Origin of the sequence: Palleronia pontilimi, assembly GCF_016412875.1 — a bacterium.
Lineage (GTDB): Bacteria > Pseudomonadota > Alphaproteobacteria > Rhodobacterales > Rhodobacteraceae > Palleronia > Palleronia pontilimi.
The window spans coordinates 62917-80465 of sequence record NZ_JAEKPD010000015.1; the positions used below are offsets into that span (position 1 = coordinate 62917).

At 65.0% G+C, this 17549-nt stretch carries 19 protein-coding genes; 11 read left to right on the top strand and 8 right to left on the bottom strand.

Going from position 1 to position 17549, the window contains the following annotated elements; all coding sequences use genetic code 11:
• The first annotated feature begins 18 nt into the window (after positions 1–18).
• From ILP92_RS14370 to ILP92_RS14390, 5 genes are all read left to right on the top strand, one after another.
• On the top strand, positions 19–357 hold the full coding sequence (locus tag ILP92_RS14370; RefSeq protein WP_198917104.1) for a hypothetical protein: 339 nt from the start codon (positions 19–21) through the stop codon (positions 355–357).
• Positions 354–629 (top strand): hypothetical protein, encoded by a 276-nt coding sequence (locus tag ILP92_RS14375; protein ID WP_368667897.1) that lies wholly within the window; start codon positions 354–356, stop codon positions 627–629. The genes ILP92_RS14370 and ILP92_RS14375 overlap by 4 nt, the downstream gene beginning before the upstream one ends.
• Positions 629–952, top strand: coding sequence for a hypothetical protein (locus tag ILP92_RS14380; protein WP_198917106.1), 324 nt, complete (start codon positions 629–631; stop codon positions 950–952). Before ILP92_RS14375 ends, ILP92_RS14380 begins: the two co-directional genes overlap by 1 nt.
• Before the next feature lie 16 nt (positions 953–968).
• Positions 969–1748 (top strand): succinate dehydrogenase iron-sulfur subunit, encoded by a 780-nt coding sequence (locus ILP92_RS14385; protein ID WP_198917107.1) that lies wholly within the window; start codon positions 969–971, stop codon positions 1746–1748.
• A 110-nt stretch (positions 1749–1858) separates the two neighbouring features.
• The gene (locus tag ILP92_RS14390; protein WP_198917108.1) at positions 1859–2428 is read left to right on the top strand and encodes a histidine kinase dimerization/phospho-acceptor domain-containing protein; all 570 of its coding nucleotides are present in this window, start codon (positions 1859–1861) and stop codon (positions 2426–2428) included.
• A 149-nt stretch (positions 2429–2577) separates the two neighbouring features.
• Here ILP92_RS14390 and ILP92_RS14395 read toward each other — a convergent pair whose 3' ends face one another.
• Entirely contained in the window at positions 2578–2886 is a 309-nt protein-coding gene (locus tag ILP92_RS14395) for an H-NS histone family protein (RefSeq protein WP_198917109.1), read from the bottom strand.
• 111 nt (positions 2887–2997) lie between these two features.
• On the bottom strand, positions 2998–5217 hold the full coding sequence (locus tag ILP92_RS14400) for a methylmalonyl-CoA mutase family protein (RefSeq protein WP_368667898.1): 2220 nt from the start codon (positions 5215–5217) through the stop codon (positions 2998–3000).
• On the opposite strand from ILP92_RS14400, the gene ILP92_RS14405 reads away from it, so the two are divergent.
• From ILP92_RS14405 to ILP92_RS14430, 6 genes are all read left to right on the top strand, one after another.
• Positions 5132–6532 (top strand): 1-acyl-sn-glycerol-3-phosphate acyltransferase, encoded by a 1401-nt coding sequence (locus ILP92_RS14405; protein ID WP_198917111.1) that lies wholly within the window; start codon positions 5132–5134, stop codon positions 6530–6532. The two genes, ILP92_RS14400 and ILP92_RS14405, sit on opposite strands and share 86 nt — an antisense overlap.
• Before the next feature lie 111 nt (positions 6533–6643).
• On the top strand, positions 6644–7921 hold the full coding sequence (ccrA, locus tag ILP92_RS14410; protein WP_198917112.1) for a crotonyl-CoA carboxylase/reductase: 1278 nt from the start codon (positions 6644–6646) through the stop codon (positions 7919–7921).
• A 170-nt stretch (positions 7922–8091) separates the two neighbouring features.
• A complete protein-coding gene (locus ILP92_RS14415) occupies positions 8092–8286 on the top strand; it encodes a hypothetical protein (RefSeq protein WP_198917113.1) in 195 nt (64 codons plus the stop codon).
• On the top strand, positions 8255–8971 hold the full coding sequence (locus ILP92_RS14420; RefSeq protein WP_198917114.1) for a helix-turn-helix transcriptional regulator: 717 nt from the start codon (positions 8255–8257) through the stop codon (positions 8969–8971). The genes ILP92_RS14415 and ILP92_RS14420 overlap by 32 nt, the downstream gene beginning before the upstream one ends.
• A 98-nt stretch (positions 8972–9069) precedes the next feature.
• Positions 9070–9708, top strand: coding sequence for an acyl-homoserine-lactone synthase (locus ILP92_RS14425; RefSeq protein ID WP_198917115.1), 639 nt, complete (start codon positions 9070–9072; stop codon positions 9706–9708).
• Between the two features lie 42 nt (positions 9709–9750).
• Positions 9751–11280, top strand: coding sequence for an ATP-dependent DNA helicase (locus ILP92_RS14430; protein WP_198917116.1), 1530 nt, complete (start codon positions 9751–9753; stop codon positions 11278–11280).
• Between the two features lie 50 nt (positions 11281–11330).
• On the opposite strand, the gene ILP92_RS14435 is transcribed toward ILP92_RS14430, so the two are convergent.
• The 6 genes from ILP92_RS14435 to ILP92_RS14460 all read right to left on the bottom strand — a co-directional run bounded on the left by ILP92_RS14435 (position 11331) and on the right by ILP92_RS14460 (position 17527).
• Positions 11331–12071, bottom strand: a complete 741-nt coding sequence (locus tag ILP92_RS14435) for a TIGR02186 family protein (RefSeq protein ID WP_235971452.1) — start codon at positions 12069–12071, stop codon at positions 11331–11333.
• An 8-nt stretch (positions 12072–12079) separates the two neighbouring features.
• Positions 12080–12991 carry a sulfite exporter TauE/SafE family protein gene (locus tag ILP92_RS14440; protein WP_198917118.1) on the bottom strand — a complete coding sequence of 304 codons (912 nt, stop codon included), beginning with the start codon at positions 12989–12991 and terminating at the stop codon, positions 12080–12082.
• A 76-nt stretch (positions 12992–13067) separates the two neighbouring features.
• Positions 13068–13871, bottom strand: a complete 804-nt coding sequence (locus ILP92_RS14445; protein ID WP_198917119.1) for a purine-nucleoside phosphorylase — start codon at positions 13869–13871, stop codon at positions 13068–13070.
• A 1-nt stretch (position 13872) separates the two neighbouring features.
• Positions 13873–14838 carry an ABC transporter permease gene (locus ILP92_RS14450; RefSeq protein WP_198917120.1) on the bottom strand — a complete coding sequence of 322 codons (966 nt, stop codon included), beginning with the start codon at positions 14836–14838 and terminating at the stop codon, positions 13873–13875.
• A complete protein-coding gene (locus ILP92_RS14455) occupies positions 14835–15941 on the bottom strand; it encodes an ABC transporter permease (protein ID WP_198917121.1) in 1107 nt (368 codons plus the stop codon). The genes ILP92_RS14450 and ILP92_RS14455 overlap by 4 nt, the downstream gene beginning before the upstream one ends.
• Positions 15941–17527 (bottom strand): ABC transporter ATP-binding protein, encoded by a 1587-nt coding sequence (locus tag ILP92_RS14460; protein ID WP_198917122.1) that lies wholly within the window; start codon positions 17525–17527, stop codon positions 15941–15943. The genes ILP92_RS14455 and ILP92_RS14460 overlap by 1 nt, the downstream gene beginning before the upstream one ends.
• Positions 17528–17549: the final 22 nt, after the last annotated feature.

The window sequence follows — 17549 nt, forward strand, 5'->3', positions numbered from 1 at the left end:
GCCAGACAGGAGACTGAAATGCTTAAATATCTTTCCGCAATGGCGCTATGCGCTGTCGCAGCTCCCGCGCTTGCGGGCGGGTGGACCGGCGGCGCAGAGGGCACCGCAAGCTATCCGCTTTGTTCGGACCTGGCAGCGCGGGGCACGCCCGTGGTTGCTGGCCAGTCCTGCATCGACGCCAACGGCAACCTCGTCGTCACTGCAAACGATGTCGGCTTCATGCAGACCCAGGTCCTGGAAGTGGGTCGCAACGGCATTCTGTGCCCCTATCCCTATCGTCCCTCGGACAGCGTGTTCGTCAACGGATCGGGCTACCTGATAAAGGACGCCGTCCGCGCCCGCCTGGGATGTCTGTGATCGCGCGCACCGCCTTCATCGGACTGGCCGCCCTGGCGGCCTGCGGTCCGCCGTCGCCCGAAGCGATCGCCCGGGCCTGCGCGGACCGGGCCCGCGCTGCTGCCGGGCCGCAAGGCAGCGTCGGCGTGGGCATCGGCTCGGGCGGCGTTGCGACCGACCTGGAAGTGTCGGTCACCGGCGATTTCCTGCGCGGGCGCGACCCGCAGCAGGTCTATGACGAGTGCATCGCCGGTCGCACCCAGGTCGGTGCACGCATAGCGGTGTCTCGCTGATGCGCGCGACGCTCGTTCTTCTTGGCACGCTGGCGATCGTCGCCTGCACGCCCGCCGCGCGCGATGACGTGACGCGCTCGGCCGCGCGCAGCGTCGTCAGCCGGGTGGTGATCGACCGCTTCCCCAGTGTCCCGGTGCAGCCCGCCATCGACTGCATCATCGACAACGCCACCACCAATGAACTCGTCGGGCTGGCGTCCGACGCGGTGCTGGGGCCGACCGCGGCCACGACCGAGACAGTATCGCGCATTGCGCAGCGCCCGCAAACCCTGCAATGCCTTGCTACCGAAGGGCTTCCCGCCCTGGTGGCCACGACCCTTTGACCGAAACGAGGACTCCATGGTTCAACTGACCCTGCCGAAGAATTCCAAGATCCGCACGGGCAAGACCTGGCCGAAGCCCGAAGGCGCCAACAACCTCAAGAAGTTCGAGATCTATCGCTGGTCGCCCGACGATGGCGAGAACCCGCGCGTCGACACGTATTTCGTCGATCTCGACAGCTGCGGGCCGATGATGTTGGACGCGCTCATCAAGATCAAGAACGAGATCGACCCGACCCTGACCTTCCGCCGCTCGTGCCGGGAAGGGATCTGCGGATCTTGCGCCATGAATATCGGCGGCATCAACACGCTGGCCTGCATCTACGGCATCGACGAAGTGTCGGGCGACGTGAAGATCTATCCGCTGCCGCACATGCCCGTGGTCAAGGACCTGATCCCGGATCTGACGCATTTCTACGCCCAGCATGCTGCCGTCATGCCGTGGCTGGAAACCAAGACCCAGCGCCCCCGCAAGGAATGGCGCCAGAGCATCGAGGACCGCAAGAAGCTCGACGGTCTCTATGAATGCGTGATGTGTGCGTCCTGCTCGACCGCGTGCCCCAGCTACTGGTGGAACGGCGACAAGTTCCTGGGCCCCGCCGCGCTGCTGCACGCCTATCGCTGGATCATCGACAGCCGCGACGAAGCGACCGGCGAGCGTCTGGACGATCTGGAAGACCCCTTCAAGCTCTATCGCTGCCACACCATCATGAACTGCGCGCGCACCTGCCCGAAGGGTCTGAACCCGTCGGCCGCGATCGCGGAGATCAAGAAACTCATGGTCGAACGCGCCGTCTGAGCGCGCGTTAACTTCGTTTTCACGGCAAAGCGGCTAGGAAGATCCCCAAAGCATTGCGGGGGTCTTCCATGGTTGGCTTTGGTCGTATTCTAGAAGGGGGGCGGTCCTGGATGCTCGCCCCGCTCATGAGCCTGGCCCTGATCGCCGCCGCAATTGTCGGATCGGGACGGCTGTTCGCGGTCTGCCTTGCGGCCGCCGCGATCGGGTCGCTCATGGTCCTTTGTGCGCGCACCGGCCCACTGTTCCTTTCGACATTGGCGGTTCTATGGGCCGCGGGCGTCGGCTGGTCCGGATTTCCCGATGTCAGTTTCGCGATCCTGTCCGCGCTGCCACCGCTGCTTCTGGCGGCGTGGGCGCTGAATGTGGCGGACCGCAATAGATTGCAGATGTCGGATCAGCGGCAGCACCAGTCCGAGCGCCGGATGCGATTGGCGCACGATCTGCGCACACCTTTGAATGGCGTCAACGGCGCATTCGAAATGCTGGCACGACGCGATCTCGACGGCCGCGCGCAGAAATACGTGGACTTGGGCTTGGCATCCTGCGCTGACCTGGCCGAGCTTATTGCGAAGTCGGAATGCGGCGATGGCACCGCCCCCGCATCCCCGAAAAGGAATCCGGATCAACGCCGGAAGGCGCGGGCCTTTAATTTGAAACTCGAATCGTCGCAGTCGGTGTGAGTATCGCGGATCACGGGTGGTCCTCACTTTCAGACCGCAATGCTCAGAGCGCGCCGATCACGAAGACCAGCGCGGCCGGACGCCCCAACGCAAACGGGCAAGGCCACCTGGACCTTGCCCGTTCGATGACAGCGCCGCTTCCGACCTGATCAGATCAGGAAATCTTCCAGCGACTTGCCGCTGGCAAGCGCGTCCTTGATCCATGCGGGCTGACGACCACGACCGGTCCAGGTCTTCCGGGGATCGTCGGGGTTGCGGTACTTCGGAGGCGATTTGCTGCCCTTCTTTTCGCCCTTCAAAACTTCTTCAAGCGAAAAACCATGGTCGCGCGCGGCCTTTTCGGCAGCGGCACGGGCTTCGGACCGGCGACGGATCTCGAGCGAGGCAAGTGCCTTGTCGATATCCTTTTTCAACGACTCCAACTCTTCACGGGACATTTTTTCCAGATCTTTTGTCATTTTTCTTCCTCAGGAAAGTGCCATGTTTCTTCCTGATCCGAATTTCCCTGAAATGGCAAGGGGAATTGGTGGCAATAATCCTTTTGCGCCAATTCGCGCTGCTGGCCGCAATTACTGGGCTGCAACCGATTGGGGATCCGCGAGCGCCACGATATCCGTCATGATCGTATTCATCCGGAAATCCTTGGGCGTATAGACGCGGGCAATTCCCGCGGCGCGCAACGCCTGGGCATCGGGATCGGGAATGATGCCGCCCACGACCACCGGGATATGGCCCAGCTCCCTTTCGCCCATCAGGCGCAGGATTTCCGTCACCAGCGGGATATGACTGCCCGACAGGATCGAAAGACCCAGCACGTGCGGCCGCTCTTCTTCCAGTCGTGCCACGATTTCAGACGGGGTCAGCCGGATGCCTTCATAGGAAATCGCCATGCCGCAATCGCGCGCGCGGGCGGCGATTTGCTCGGCGCCGTTGGAATGTCCATCCAGCCCGGGCTTGCCCATCATGAACTTCAGGCGCGTGCCCAGACGCGCCGACACGGTATCGACGCGCGCACGAATTTCGTCGAGATCCTGTACCCGGTTCGAAGGCGCCGCCGAGACGCCGGTGGGCCCACGATACTGTCCGAAGGCCGCGCGGATCATGTCGCCCCATTCGCCCGTCGTGGCACCTGCCCGGGCCGCGGCAATGGACGGCGGCATGATGTTCGCGCCGTCGCGTGCCGCCGCGCGCAGATCCTCCAGCGCCGCTTGCACCGCCGCGTCGTCCCGCGACGCCCGCCACGCGTGAAGGCGGGCGATCTGGTCGGCCTCGGCGTCCTTGTCGGCCACCATGATGGCGTCGGGACCAGAGGTCAGCGGCGACGGCTCGCCCGTCTCGTAGCGGTTCACGCCGATCACTGTCGTCTCGCCGCCTTCGATGCCCGCTATGCGCTCGGCATTGGCTTCGACCAGCCGCGATTTCATGTACTCGATGGCGTCCACGGCGCCGCCCATGGCGTCGATGGTGGCCAGCTCGGCCCGCGCGCCTTCCTTCAGCTCGGCCACCTTGCGCTCGACGGCGGGGTTGCCGTCGAACAGGTCGTCGTATTCCAGCAGGTCGGTCTCGTAGGCCATGATCTGCTGCATGCGCAACGACCATTGCTGGTCCCACGGGCGGGGCAGGCCAAGCGCCTCGTTCCAGGCGGGCAGCTGCACGGCGCGGGCGCGGGCCTTCTTCGACAGGGTCACCGCCAGCATCTCGATCAGGATGCGATAGACGTTGTTCTCGGGCTGCTGCTCGGTCAGGCCGAGCGAGTTCACCTGCACCCCGTAGCGAAAGCGGCGGTAGCGCTCGTCCTCGACGCCGTAGCGGTCCCGGCAGATCTCGTCCCACAGGTCGGTGAAGGCGCGCATCTTGCACATCTCGGTGACGAACCGGATGCCCGCGTTCACGAAGAACGAAATCCGGCCCACCATCTTCGGGAAGTCCTCGGGCGCGACCTTGCCCTTCAGGTCGTCCAGAACCGCCGTCGCCGTGGCCAGCGCGAAGGCCAGTTCCTGCTCGGGCGTGGCCCCGGCTTCCTGCAAATGGTAGGAACACACGTTCATCGGGTTCCACTTGGGCAGGTGCTGGCGGGTGTAAGCGGCGACGTCCGTGATCATCCGCAGGCTGGGCTTCGGCGGGCAGATATAGGTGCCGCGCGACAGGTATTCCTTGATGATGTCGTTCTGCACGGTGCCTTGCAGCTGGCTGACATCCGCGCCCTGTTCCTCGGCCACCGCGATGTAGAGCGCCAGAAGCCAGGGCGCCGTCGCGTTGATCGTCATCGACGTGTTCATCTGGTCCAGCGGGATGTCGTTGAACAGGGCCCGCATGTCGCCCAGATGCGCCACCGGAACGCCCACCTTGCCCACTTCGCCCGCGCTCAGCACGTGATCGCTGTCATAGCCCGTCTGCGTGGGCAGATCGAAGGCCACCGACAGGCCGGTCTGCCCCTTCGCCAGGTTGCCGCGATAAAGCGCGTTCGATGCCTTCGCGGTGGAATGGCCGGCATATGTGCGGAAGAGCCAGGGCTTGTCTTTGGTCACGGTCTCGGCCTCGTCGGTAATAAACGGCAACGTCGCGGGGGTTAAACGGCAATAATCTATCGCTGTCAATCGCCGCACTGCGGCGTATTCTCCATGCGTCGCAGCAAAATCACCCGGTTCCGACCCTTGCGCAAGCTCCATTGTCCCGGGCGTCGTCCGCTGGCATGGTCTGCCCATGTTTGGAACCGTCACCCTGCCGATCTGGCTGTTCGTCCTGATCCTGCTCTTCGCGGCGGTGACCTTCGCCAGCCACTTCTTCATCCCGCCCGTGCGGTGGTTTCTGCGGCGCAGGATGCAGCGCGTCGTGGACGAACTGAACAAGCGGCTCGAGCGGCCGATCCAGCCCTTCAAGCTGGCGCGCCGCACCGACATGATCCAGCGCCTGATCTACGACCCCCAGGTCATCGCCGCCGTCGCCCAGCACGCCCGGGAAGAAGGCGTGCGCGAGGACGTGGCGTTCTCGGAAGCCAAGCGCTACGCGCGCGAAATCGTCCCGTCCTTCTCGGCATCGGCCTATTTCGGCTTCGCGATCCGGGCCGCGCGGTGGCTGTCCACGCGCCTGTTCCACGTGCGGGTGGTCCGCGCGGACGAAAAGGGTCTGGCCGCGATCGACAGCGAAGCGACGGTGGTGTTCGTCATGAACCACCGCTCGAACATGGATTACGTGCTGGTCACCTATCTGGCCGCCGACCGCTCGGCGCTCAGCTACGCGGTGGGGGAATGGGCGCAAATCTGGCCGCTCAGCCGCCTGTTTCGGGCGATGGGCGCGTATTTCATCCGCCGCAAGTCGCGCAACCGGCTGTATCGCCGCGTGCTGTCACGTTACGTGCAGATGGCCATCGAGAACGGCGTGACCCAGGCGATCTTCCCCGAAGGCGGGCTGTCGCTGGACGGTCGCGTGGGCGAGGCCAAGGTGGGGCTACTCAGCTACATCCTGCAAGGCTCCGAGGCCAGCAGCCGCGAAGTCGTGTTCGTGCCCGTGGCCATCAGCTACGACCGCGTGATCGAGGACCGCATCCTGATCGATGCCGGGCGCTCGGGCGAACGGCGGTTCAAGGGCTCGTTCCTGACCGGCACGGCTTTCGCCCTGCGCTGGCTGGGACGGCGGGTGACGGGGAGGGCCAAGCGATTCGGCTATGCCGCGGTGGTGTTCGGCAGCCCGGTATCCCTGCGCCAGCTGCACGCCGAAACCGACGGCCAGATCACCGGGATCGGGGCCAAGCTGATGGACGAGGTCCGCCGCCACGTGCCCGTGCTGCCGGTGCCCATGGTCGCCGCGGCCCTGCAGAACGGGGCGTGCAGCCGGGCCGAGGTGAAGACCTGGATCACCGCGCGCCTGCCCAGGTGGCTGGCTGCCGACATCCCGGTGCATCTTCGGCTGAAAAGCGTCGACCAGACGGTCGAGCGCGGCTGCAACATGCTGATCCTGCGCAAGCTGATCGACGAATCGGACGAGGGGCGATTGACGCTTGCGCCCGACGCCGGGGACGTGCTGGCCTTCTACGCGGCGTCGGTGCCGTTCCAGGATGCTGCGGTGCACGAAACAAACGAGATTCCGGTCGCGATCGGGACATAAAATTACAAAATTTGGTTTGCGGCGGTTGCTATATTTCCGAAACCTTCGTAATTCCTGTGCAAAGGGCCGCTGCAGCGCGGCACTGAAGGTGTCTCAAAAGGGGTTCAAGACATGGAAGCCGACACGATGACCAAGCCCGCAGCGGGCAAGGACCTGTACGCGATGGGCGAGATCCCCCCGCTGGGTCACATCCCTGCGCAGATGCATTGCTGGGCGATCCGGCGCGATCGCCAGGGCGAGCCCGAGCAGGCGTTCCAGCTCGAAGTGGTCGACACGCCCAAGCCCGACAGCCATGAGGTCCTGGTGCTCGTCATGGCGGCTGGCGTGAACTACAACGGCATCTGGGCCGGCCTGGGCATCCCGATCAGCATGTTCGACGTCCACAAGGCCGATTACCACATCGCCGGATCCGACGCGTCGGGCGTGGTCTGGGCCGTGGGCGACAAGGTCAAGACCTGGAAGGTCGGCGACGAGGTCGTGATCCACTGCAACCAAGACGACGGCGACGACGAGGAATGCAATGGCGGCGATCCCATGTTCTCGCCCAGCCAGCGCATTTGGGGCTACGAGACGCCGGACGGCAGCTTCGCGCAGTTCACCCGCGTGCAGGCCCAGCAGCTGATGCCCCGCCCGAAGCACCTGACCTGGGAAGAATCGGCCTGCTACACGCTGACGCTGGCCACGGCCTACCGGATGCTGTTCGGCCACCACCCGCACGAGCTGAAGCCTGGCCAGAACGTCCTGGTCTGGGGCGCGTCGGGGGGCCTTGGATCCTACGCGATCCAGCTGATCAACACCGCGGGCGCCAACGCCATCGCCGTGATCTCGGACGAGGACAAGCGCGACTTCGTTATGGGCCTCGGCGCCAAGGGCGTCATCAACCGCAAGGACTTCAATTGCTGGGGCCAGATGCCCACGGTCAATACCGACGAATACAAGGCCTGGTTCACCGAGGTTCGCAAGTTCGGCAAGGCGATCTGGGACATCACCGGCAAGGGCGTGAATGTCGACATGGTGTTCGAGCATCCCGGCGAAGCCACGTTCCCCGTCAGCACCTTCGTGTGCAAGAAGGGCGGCATGGTCGTGATCTGCGCGGGCACCACCGGCTACAACCTGACCATGGACGCGCGCTATGTCTGGATGCACCAGAAGCGCATCCAGGGCTCGCATTTCGCGCATCTCAAGCAGGCCGCCAGCGCCAACAAGCTGATGGTCGAGCGGCGGCTGGATCCCTGCATGTCCGAGGTCTTCTCGTGGGACCAGATCCCCGCGGCCCATACCAAGATGCGCCGCAACGAGCACAAGCCGGGCAACATGGCGGTGCTCGTGCAATCGCCAAAGGTGGGGCTGCGCACCGTGGAAGACGTGATCGAGGCCGGACCGCGGTAGTCATCGCGGCCACTGCTGTCCACGGTATCAAGGCCCGGTGTGAGATCCACGCCGGGCCTTCGACCTTTCGGTTCCCCATTTCTGGGGAATTGTCACAACATTAACTTTTTGCGCACCCTGATCGCGCAATGGTTGCAATTCCTGTTGCCTGCACGCCCAAGGGGGTTACGATGAAAAACGAATGGTTCCTGGATGTCCTGACTGATCTCAAGTCTTTCGCGGAGGCGAATGATCTGTGCGCCGTGGCTGCGAAGCTCGACGAAGTTCAAATGACCGCCCTCGCCGAATTGCTGGGCGCGGACGAGGCGCGCGCGAGTGGCAGCCAAGTCAGCTATGAAACAGCGGGTTCTGGGACGATTCATTGACCGTATCGAAACGGCCAAGGCCATCGAGGCCGTCGAGCCGATCCTGCACGATGTCCGCGACGCGCTGCAATTGCAGCACCTGCTCTATCACTGGATAAACCACGAGGGCGAGCTTCTGGGGGCGGGCACCTATCCAAGCTCGTGGCGCAATCACTACATCGCCATGGATTTCGCGCGGATCGACCCGGTGGTCAAAGCCGCCTATCAGCGCTTCCACCCGGTCAATTGGGCCGCCCTGGACTGGAGCCACAAGTCCGTGCGCCAATTGACCGAAGACGCCCATGCCGCCGGGATCGGGCCCCAAGGGCTGACGATCCCGATCCGCGGGCCGAACGGTCAATTCGCCCATATCACCGCGACAATGAATTGCGACGATGCAGCCTGGGCGGCGTTTTCGGAAGAGAACGGGCGCGGCCTGATCCTGTTGGGCCACGCCATCAATCAAAAGGCGCTGGAATTGACCGGCTTCAATCGCGACGCGCCCGAGGTGTCGTTGTCGCCGCGTGAAATCGATGCGCTGACATTCCTTGCCATGGGCTACAGCCGCGCGCAGACCGCCGACACCCTGTCGATTTCCGAGCACACGCTGCGGGTCTATATCGAAAGCGCGCGCGCCAAGATGGGCTCGGCCAACGTGACCCACGCGGTGGCCCGCGCGCTGCAGCTCGGCCTGGTCGTCATCTGATATTCAGACTTTGTTAACCATTCCGTGCGGCGTGATTAACCGTCGTTAAACCAAGCCTGTCCAAATGTTCCTATTACGTTTCACATAGGAGCCTTCGGATGATCCGTTTCCTTTACGCCGACCAATTGCACGCCTTTCCCCGGCTGGCCGATACCATGTTCCGCGATCGCGCGACTCAATTCCACGAGCGCCTCGGCTGGGATGTCAGCGTCGACCGCGACGGGTGGGAGCGGGACCAGTACGACGACCTGAACCCGCTCTACGTCATCTGGGAACAACCCGACGGCCGCCACGGCGGCTCGATGCGGTTCCTGCCCACCACCGGACGCACCATGGTCAACGAGCATTTCCTGTCGTTGACCGGTGGTGTGCGGATTGCCTCGCCGCTGATCTGGGAATGCACCCGGTTCTGCCTTGCGCCAGACGCCAAACCGGCGGTGTCGGCCGCGCTGATGCTGGCGGGCGGTGAGATCCTGCGCAACTTCCACCTCGAGCATTTCGTCGGCGTGTTCGACGCGCGGATGATCCGGGTCTACCAGCTTCTGGGCGGCACGCCGGACGTGCTGGGGATGTCGGGCACGGGCGCCGATGCCATCGGCGTGGGGCTTTGGGAATTCTCGCAGGTCGCACAGGACAAGCTGATGCGGCGGTCGGGCGTGACGCAGGACCAGCTGCACGAGTGGTTCGCAGCGGCCTTCCCCACGGGCGTGAAAGCGGCGCTGGCCTTGGCGGGCTGATCGTATCTGGGCAAGGGCCGCGGGTCGGGCTAGGGAAGGGGCATGGCCGTGCCCGCCCCCATCCTGTCCGCCGACCAGGCTGACGCGCAGACCCGCGTGGCCGAGCTTCTGCGCGGCGCCGGTATCGACATCGAGGCATCGGCCACGACTCCGCTGGCCGACGGGAAATCGGCTGTCATGGCGATCACCGGCAAGGCAGGCTCGGGCAAGACGCTGCTTTTGGCGCAGATCAGCCAGGCGCTGAAGGACGCGGGCGTCGATTTTGTGTCGGGCGACTACGAATCGCGGCGCAAGAAGGACCGTCGCACGCTCGCGATCCTTGCGCCCACCAACAAGGCCGCCAGCGTCCTGCGCACCCGCGGCGTGCCCGCCACGACGATCCACCGCATTCTTTACACCCCCGTATACGACCCCGAATACGAAAAGATCGCCGAATGGCTGTCGGGGCAGGGCGACCGGCCCACAATCGAAGGGCTGTCAGAGTTGGCGCTCGACCGCGCACATGCCTTTTTCCAGCAGAACAACTCGATCCCGGGCGCGCTGGCGGCAGCGGGTCTGCGCGGATCGGACTTCATCACCGGCTGGAAACGCCGCGAAGAGCCGCTGGATATCGGGATGGTCGACGAATCGTCGATGCTGGACAAGAAGCAGTTCCAGGATCTGTGCGAGATCTTTCCGACGCTGATCCTGTTCGGCGACCCGGCCCAGTTGGCCCCGGTGCAGCAATCGGGCAGCATGGTCTTCGACGACCTGCCGAAGGACCGGATCGCGCATCTGAACCGCGTGCACCGCCAGGACGCCGACAACCCGATCCTGGACCTGGCCCACGCGCTGGCCGATCCCGATCTGACGTTCGAGACGTTCGAGCGCATGGTCGAGGACGCATCGCGCAAGGACGACCGCGTCGTCATGGCGGGCCGGGTCGAGGCAGCGAAGATGGCCCGCAGCCCGGTGTTGGTCTGGCGCAATGCCACCCGGATCCGGCTGATCCACGCCTTTCGCGCCGCCTATTCGGCCCCGTCGGACACGCTTCTGCCCGGCGAGCCGCTGATCTGCGACGGGATCGAGCTGCCGCTCAAGCACCGCAAGAAGCGCATCGACCTGGAAGCGCGCGGCCTGATCAAGGGCGCGCAGGTGATCTATCGCGGCGAAGGCTCGCGTCCCGGTTTCTCGAAGCTGCACGTGGTCGGCGCGCCAGATCCGCAGGTCAACGTGGCCTCGATCGTCAAGATCGAGATGCCGGACGAGGACGAGCCCTTCATCCCCTTCGCCGCGCGCATGGGCGCCACCTTCCTGCACGGGGCGGCGGTGACGATTCACAAGGCCCAAGGCTCGCAATGGCCCGAGGTGCAGGTCTTCGCGCCCGACCTTTTCGCGGCGGCCCGCGTGGGCCGGATGGAAGCGGGCGTGCCGTTGTGGAAGCGGCTCGCCTACGTGGCGATCACCCGGGCCGAGACGCGGCTCTTCTGGGTGATGCGCAACCGCCTGGCCCGCCCGACCGAGCCCTTGGGGATCGACGACCTGGATACGCCCGCACCGCCCCTGGCGCTGCAGCGCGACGACCCGGCCTAGTGCCGTTTTCCTGGAGGAAAACGTGACGGAATTCTCGAGAATTCCGGCCCCTAGCCCTGCAGGTACCGGAACACCGCGGACGCGCCCCAGCCCGCGGCGATGGCGATCGCCAAGGACAGCAGCCCGTAGGCCAGCGGCTGGTCGTGGGCCAGCGTGAACAGGAACCGCTCCAACCCCACCTTCGCCACGTCGATGCTGGACGCGTATTCCGCGATCACCTGGCCCTCGCGCGTCAGGTAGATGCGCGAGGTGTAGTCGCCCTCGACCAGGTTGGCGGGCAGCGCCACCGAGGTGTTGAACAGGGTCTGGTCCTCGATCTCGACCGCGCCGACATTCTGCTGGTAGAGGCCCTGCGCCTCGCGGATGCGGATCAGCGCATCCGTGAAATTCGTCGGATCCTGGATGTCCATCGGCGCGCCCACCGACCGGATCGCGCGGCGCACGGTGATCGAGTGGCGCATGTCGGATGTCTGCTTCAACACTTGTTCCAGCGGGCCGGAGGTATTGACCGCGTAAAAGCTCGGGGCGCGGTCGATCTCGACCGCGGCCGAATTGACCCAGATCAGCGCCTGCTTGTCCTTGCGCCGAACCGTCAACGGCGTCTTCGGGCCCTCGACGGTGACGATGATCCCCAATTGGCCTTCGGGGATCGGACTGTCGCGCTTCACCGCGCCGAAGATCAGGATTTCCGAGCCGTCGAAATTGGCCGAGATCGAGATCCGCGATTGCGACAGGCCTGCGACCAGGTCCTCGGCCTTGGCGGGCAGGGCCAGCGCCAGCAGGATGAGCAACGCCCGGATCAATGGCCTGCCGTCCCGATGGAATAGAGCTCGGACGGCTGCAGCAGCAGGTCCAGCGCCAGCTTGCCGCAGACCAGCAGCACCATGATCGCCAGCAGGATGCGCAATTGCTCGGCCTTCATCAGCACCCCGATCCGCGTGCCCACCTGCGCGCCCACCACGCCGCCGATCAGCAGCAGCACGGCCAGCAGCATGTCGACCGTGAAGTTCGTGGTGGCGTGCAGCAGCGTGGTGAAGGCGGTGACGAAGATGATCTGGAACAGCGACGTTCCGACCACGACCTTCGTGGGCATCCCCAGCAGGTAGATCATCGCGGGCACCATGATGAAGCCGCCGCCCACGCCCATGATGGCGGCCAGCACGCCGACGCTGAGCCCCACCAGCAGCGGCGGGATCACCGAGATATACAGCCCCGACGTGCGGAACTTCATCTTGAAGGGCAGGGCATGGATCCAGGTATGGTGCTTGCGCTTGGGCGGCTTGCCCTTGCGGGTGTTGCGGATCGCGTTCAGCGACTCGATGAACATCAGCCCGCCGATGATGCCCAGGAACAGCACGTAGCAGAGCTTCACCAGCAGATCGACCTGACCCATCGAGCGCAGGATGTTGAAGATCCAGACGCCAAGACCCGCGCCGATCAGTCCGCCCACCAGCAGCACCGTGCCCATCCGCAGGTCCACCGTCTTGCGCCGCAGATGCGCCAAAACGCCCGAAAAGGACGACGCGACGATCTGGTTGGCCTCGGTCGCGACGGCGACGGCGGGGGGGATGCCGATGAAGAACAGCAGCGGCGTCATCAGAAAACCGCCGCCCACGCCGAACATGCCCGACAGCACGCCCACCAGCCCGCCCAATCCCAGCAACAGGAACGCGTTGACCGACACTTCGGCAATGGGAAGATAGATCTGCATGGGGACCCTTACCGCGGGCTTTCCCCTGTCAAATCATCTTCCTGGAAAAAATGCTAGTCTGCCGCGGCCTGTTTCGTCACAAGGCCCGCAAGAAGGCCCTCAGGATCGCTTCCAGCTTGGCGGCGCCCAGCGGTGCCATCTTCTTGGTGTGGTCGTGCCCGATCCGCTCGGAACTCAGGCCCGCGGCCATGTTGGTGATCGCACTGATGGCGCAGACCCGCAGTCCCAGGAAGCGCGCCAAAATCACCTCGGGGACCGTCGACATGCCGACCGCATCCGCGCCCAGCGTGCGGATCGCGCGGATTTCGGCCGGGGTCTCGAACGAGGGGCCGGAATACCAGGCGTAAACGCCGTCATGCAAGGCCGTGTCGCTGCGCGCGGCCGCGTCTTTCAGCGCCGCGCGCCAATCGGGATCGTAAGCGTCGGTCATGGGCACGAAGCGCGCATCGGTGGGCTCGCCGATCAGCGGGTTCAGTCCGGAAAAGTTGATGTGATCGCTCAGCAGCATGGCGCTGCCGGTCGGCATGTCGGGGTCCAGCGACCCGGCCGCGTTGGTGGCGATCAGTCCTTCGGCCCCCAGCGCCTTCAGCACCTCCAGCGGCAGGCGCATGGCGGCGGGATCGCCTTTTTCGTAGTAATGCGCGCGCCCGCCGAAGACCGCGATGCGCTGGCCCTCCAACTCGCCCACCACCAGCTTGGGGCTGTGGCCGGACACGCCCGCGTGGGGAAAATCTGGCAACTGGTCGTAGTCGATGGCGACGCCGTCCACCTGCTCGGCCAGGTGCCCCAGGCCCGAGCCCAGGATCAGGCCCAGACGCACGGGCGCATCGCCCGCGCGGTCGCGGATGAATTTCGCAATGTCGTCCGCGGCGCGCGACATCCTATCGCTCCTTCACGTAGGGCTCGCCACCCGCCCGCGGCGGGGTGGCCTTGCCGACGAAGCCGGCTAGGATCACGACGGTCAGGATGTAGGGCAGGGCCAGCACGAAGGCGTTGGGGATCTCGATCACGACAAGGTCGATCGACGAATAGCGGTTGGAAATCGCCTGCAGTAGGCCGAACAGCAGGCAGGCCCCCAGCGCGTACCAGGGTCGCCACTTGGCGAAGATCAGCGCGGCCAGCGCGATGAAGCCGCGCCCGGCGCTCATGTTCTGGGTGAAGCTCGCCGCGAGACCAGTGGCCAGGTAGCTGCCCGCCATCCCGCAGAGCACGCCGCAGATGAGCACAGCGGCATAGCGCAGCCGCACCACGCTGACGCCCGCCGTATCCACCGCGCCGGGATTCTCGCCCACCGCGCGAAGCCGCAGCCCGAAGCGGGTGCGAAAAAGGACATACCAGGTCAGCGGCACGGCCAGCAGCCCCGCGTAAACCAGGATCGTGTGGCCCGACAGCGCCTCGGCATAAAGCGGGCCCAGTAGCGGCACGTCGCGCAAGGCGTCGGCGAAGGGCAGATCAATGCTGGAAAACCGCGCGCTTCCCGACAGTTGCGGCGTCCGCCCGCCCTGGGCGAACCAGTCCTGCGCGATCAGCACGGTCATGCCGGCGGCCAGGAAGTTGATCGCCACGCCTGAAATCAGCTGATCGCCCCGGAAGGTGATCGACGCCAGCCCGTGGATCAGCGCGAACACCACTGACGCCGCGATCCCGGCCCCGAGCCCCAACCAGACCGATCCCGTCAGCGCGGCCACGGCGGCCGAGAAGAAGGCCGAGATCAGGATCTTGCCCTCGAGCCCGATATCGAACACGCCCGAGCGCTCGGAAAACAGCCCCGCAAGGCACGCGAAAAGCAGCGGCGTAGATAGCCGGATCGTGCTGTCGAGGATCTGGACCAGGTCGAGGTAATTCATTCCGCGGCCACCCCCGGGGCGGGCCGTTTGCGGAACCGCAGGAACATCTTTTCCAACGGCCCGCGCACCATGCCGTCCAGCGCCCCGGTGAACAGGATCACCAGCGCCTGGATCACGACGATCATCTCGCGCGGGACGGACGTTTCGAACTCCAGCTCGGCGCCGCCCTGGTAAAGCGCGCCGAACAGGACCGCAGCGATGAAGACGCCCACAGGATGCGATCGGCCCATCAGGGCCACCGCGATGCCGACGAAGCCCGCGCCCAGCACGTTGTCCTGCAGCAGCCGCTCCTGCTCGCCCATGACCGCGTTGACGGCCATCAGCCCCGCCAGCGCCCCCGAGATCAGCATGGCGATCATGGTGATCCGCACCGGGCTGATCCCCGCATAGACGGCGGCCCTTTCCGAATGGCCGAAGGCGCGGATCTCGTATCCCAGCCGCGTGCGCCAGAGCAGCAGCCACAGCCCCCAGCAGGCCAACAGCGCCACCACGAAGCTGACATTCATCGGCGTGCGCGCGAAATCGATGCCGATGAACCCGAAGACCTCGCGCGCGGTGGGCAGGCGCGCGCCCTCGGGGAAGCGGATCGACTCAGGCGCCATGCCGGGGGCCTTCAGCGCCGAGACCAGCAAATAGACCAGCAGGGCGGACGCGATGAAATTGAACATGATCGTCGTGATGACGATGTGGCTGCCGCGCTTGGCCTGCAGGTAGGCCGGGATCGCCGCCCAGGCCGCGCCGAACAGCGCGCCGCCGACGATGGCGGCGGGCAGGGCCAGGGTCCAGTGCGGCCACGGCACGGAAAGGCAGACCAGCGCGACGCCCAGGCTGCCCAGCTGCGCCTGCCCCTCGCCGCCGATGTTGAACAGCCGCGCGTGAAAGGCGATCGCCACGGCAAGCCCTGTGAAGATGAAATTGGTGGCGTAATACAGCGTATAGCCCCAGCCATAGGTGGATCCGACCGCGCCCTTGACCATGATCGCCAGCGCCTCGAAAGGGTCCTGGCCGATGAAGGTCACGACGACGCCCGACACGATCAGCGCCAGCACCAGGTTGATCGCCGGGATCAGCGCCACGTCGGCCCATTTCGGCAGCTTGTCCATCAGCGCGATCCCCCGCCTGCCTTCGCCAGGTTGGCCTCGATGTCCTTGACCGAATGGTCCTTGTCGGTGTCCGTTATGCCCGCCATCATCAGCCCCAGCTCGCGCTCGTCGGTCTCAGACGGCAACCGCTCGCCCATGATGCGCCCGTCGAAAATCACGGCGATCCTGTCACTTAGCGACAGGATTTCATCCAGCTCCACCGACACCAGCAGCACCGCCTTGCCCGCGTCGCGCAGGGCGACGATCTGTTCGTGGATGAACTCGATGGCGCCGATATCGACGCCGCGGGTGGGCTGGCCGACCAGCAGCAGGTCTGGATTGCGCTCCAATTCGCGGGCGATGACGAGCTTCTGCTGGTTGCCCCCCGAGAAATTCTTGGCCGTCAGCCAGCAATTGGCCGGGCGCACGTCGAACTTCTTGATCTTCGCTTCAGCATCCTCGCGCAAAGCATTGTTATCCATCATCAATCCGTTCTGGTAGCGCGGATCGTCGTGGTATCCGAAGCCGACATTTTCCCAGGCGAAGAAATCCATGATCAGACCTTCGGTTTGGCGGTCCTCCGGGACATGGGCGATGCCGCGCTTGCGCCGCGTCCGCGCGTCGGACTTGGTGCCGGTCAGGTCAATCTGCTGGCCGTTCACCGTGACTTTGCCGGTGCCCACCCGCATCCCGCCGAGCACTTCCAGCAGCTCGGACTGGCCGTTCCCGGCGACACCGCAGATGCCCAGGATCTCGCCCGCCCGCACCTTCAGCGATATCCCCCGCAGACGTTCCACGCCCGAGCCGTCCACGACTTTCAGGTTCTCGACCTCAAGCACCACGTCGCCCGGCGTCGCGGGTTTCTTTTCGACCCGCAACAACACCTCGCGGCCGACCATCAGCTCGGCCAGTTCCTGCGGGCTGGTCTCGGACGTCTTCACGGTCGCCGTCATCTCGCCCCGCCGCATGACCGACACGGTGTCGGTCGTCTCCATGATCTCGCGCAGCTTGTGGGTGATCAGGATGATCGTCTTGCCCTCGCGCTTCAGCCCTTCGAGGATGCGGAACAGGTGGTCGGCCTCGGCGGGGGTCAGCACGCCCGTGGGCTCGTCCAGGATCAGGATATCGGCGCGGCGATAGAGCGCCTTCAGGATCTCGACCCGCTGCTGCATCCCTACGCCCAGATCCTCGATCTTCGCATCGGGGTCCACGTGCAGCTCGTATTCTTCGGACAGCTCTTTCAGCAGTTTGCGGGCCTTGCCAAGCGATGTCTTGAGGAACGCGCCTTCCTCGGCGCCCAGCACGATGTTTTCCAGCACGGTGAAGTTCTGCACCAGCTTGAAATGCTGGAACACCATGCCGATCCCGGCGGCGATGGCGGCTTGGCTATCGGGGATCTCGGTCTTCTGGCCACGGATGAAGATCTCGCCCTTGTCGGCCTTGTAGAAGCCGTAAAGGATTGACATCAGTGTGGATTTCCCGGCGCCGTTCTCGCCGATGATGCCATGGATGGTGCCGGGCATCACGCGTATGGCGATGTCCTTGTTGGCCTGCACCGGGCCGAAGGCCTTGGAGATGCCCTTGAGTTCGATGGCCGGTGCCGTCATCGCTAAGCTGCCCCCAATCCTT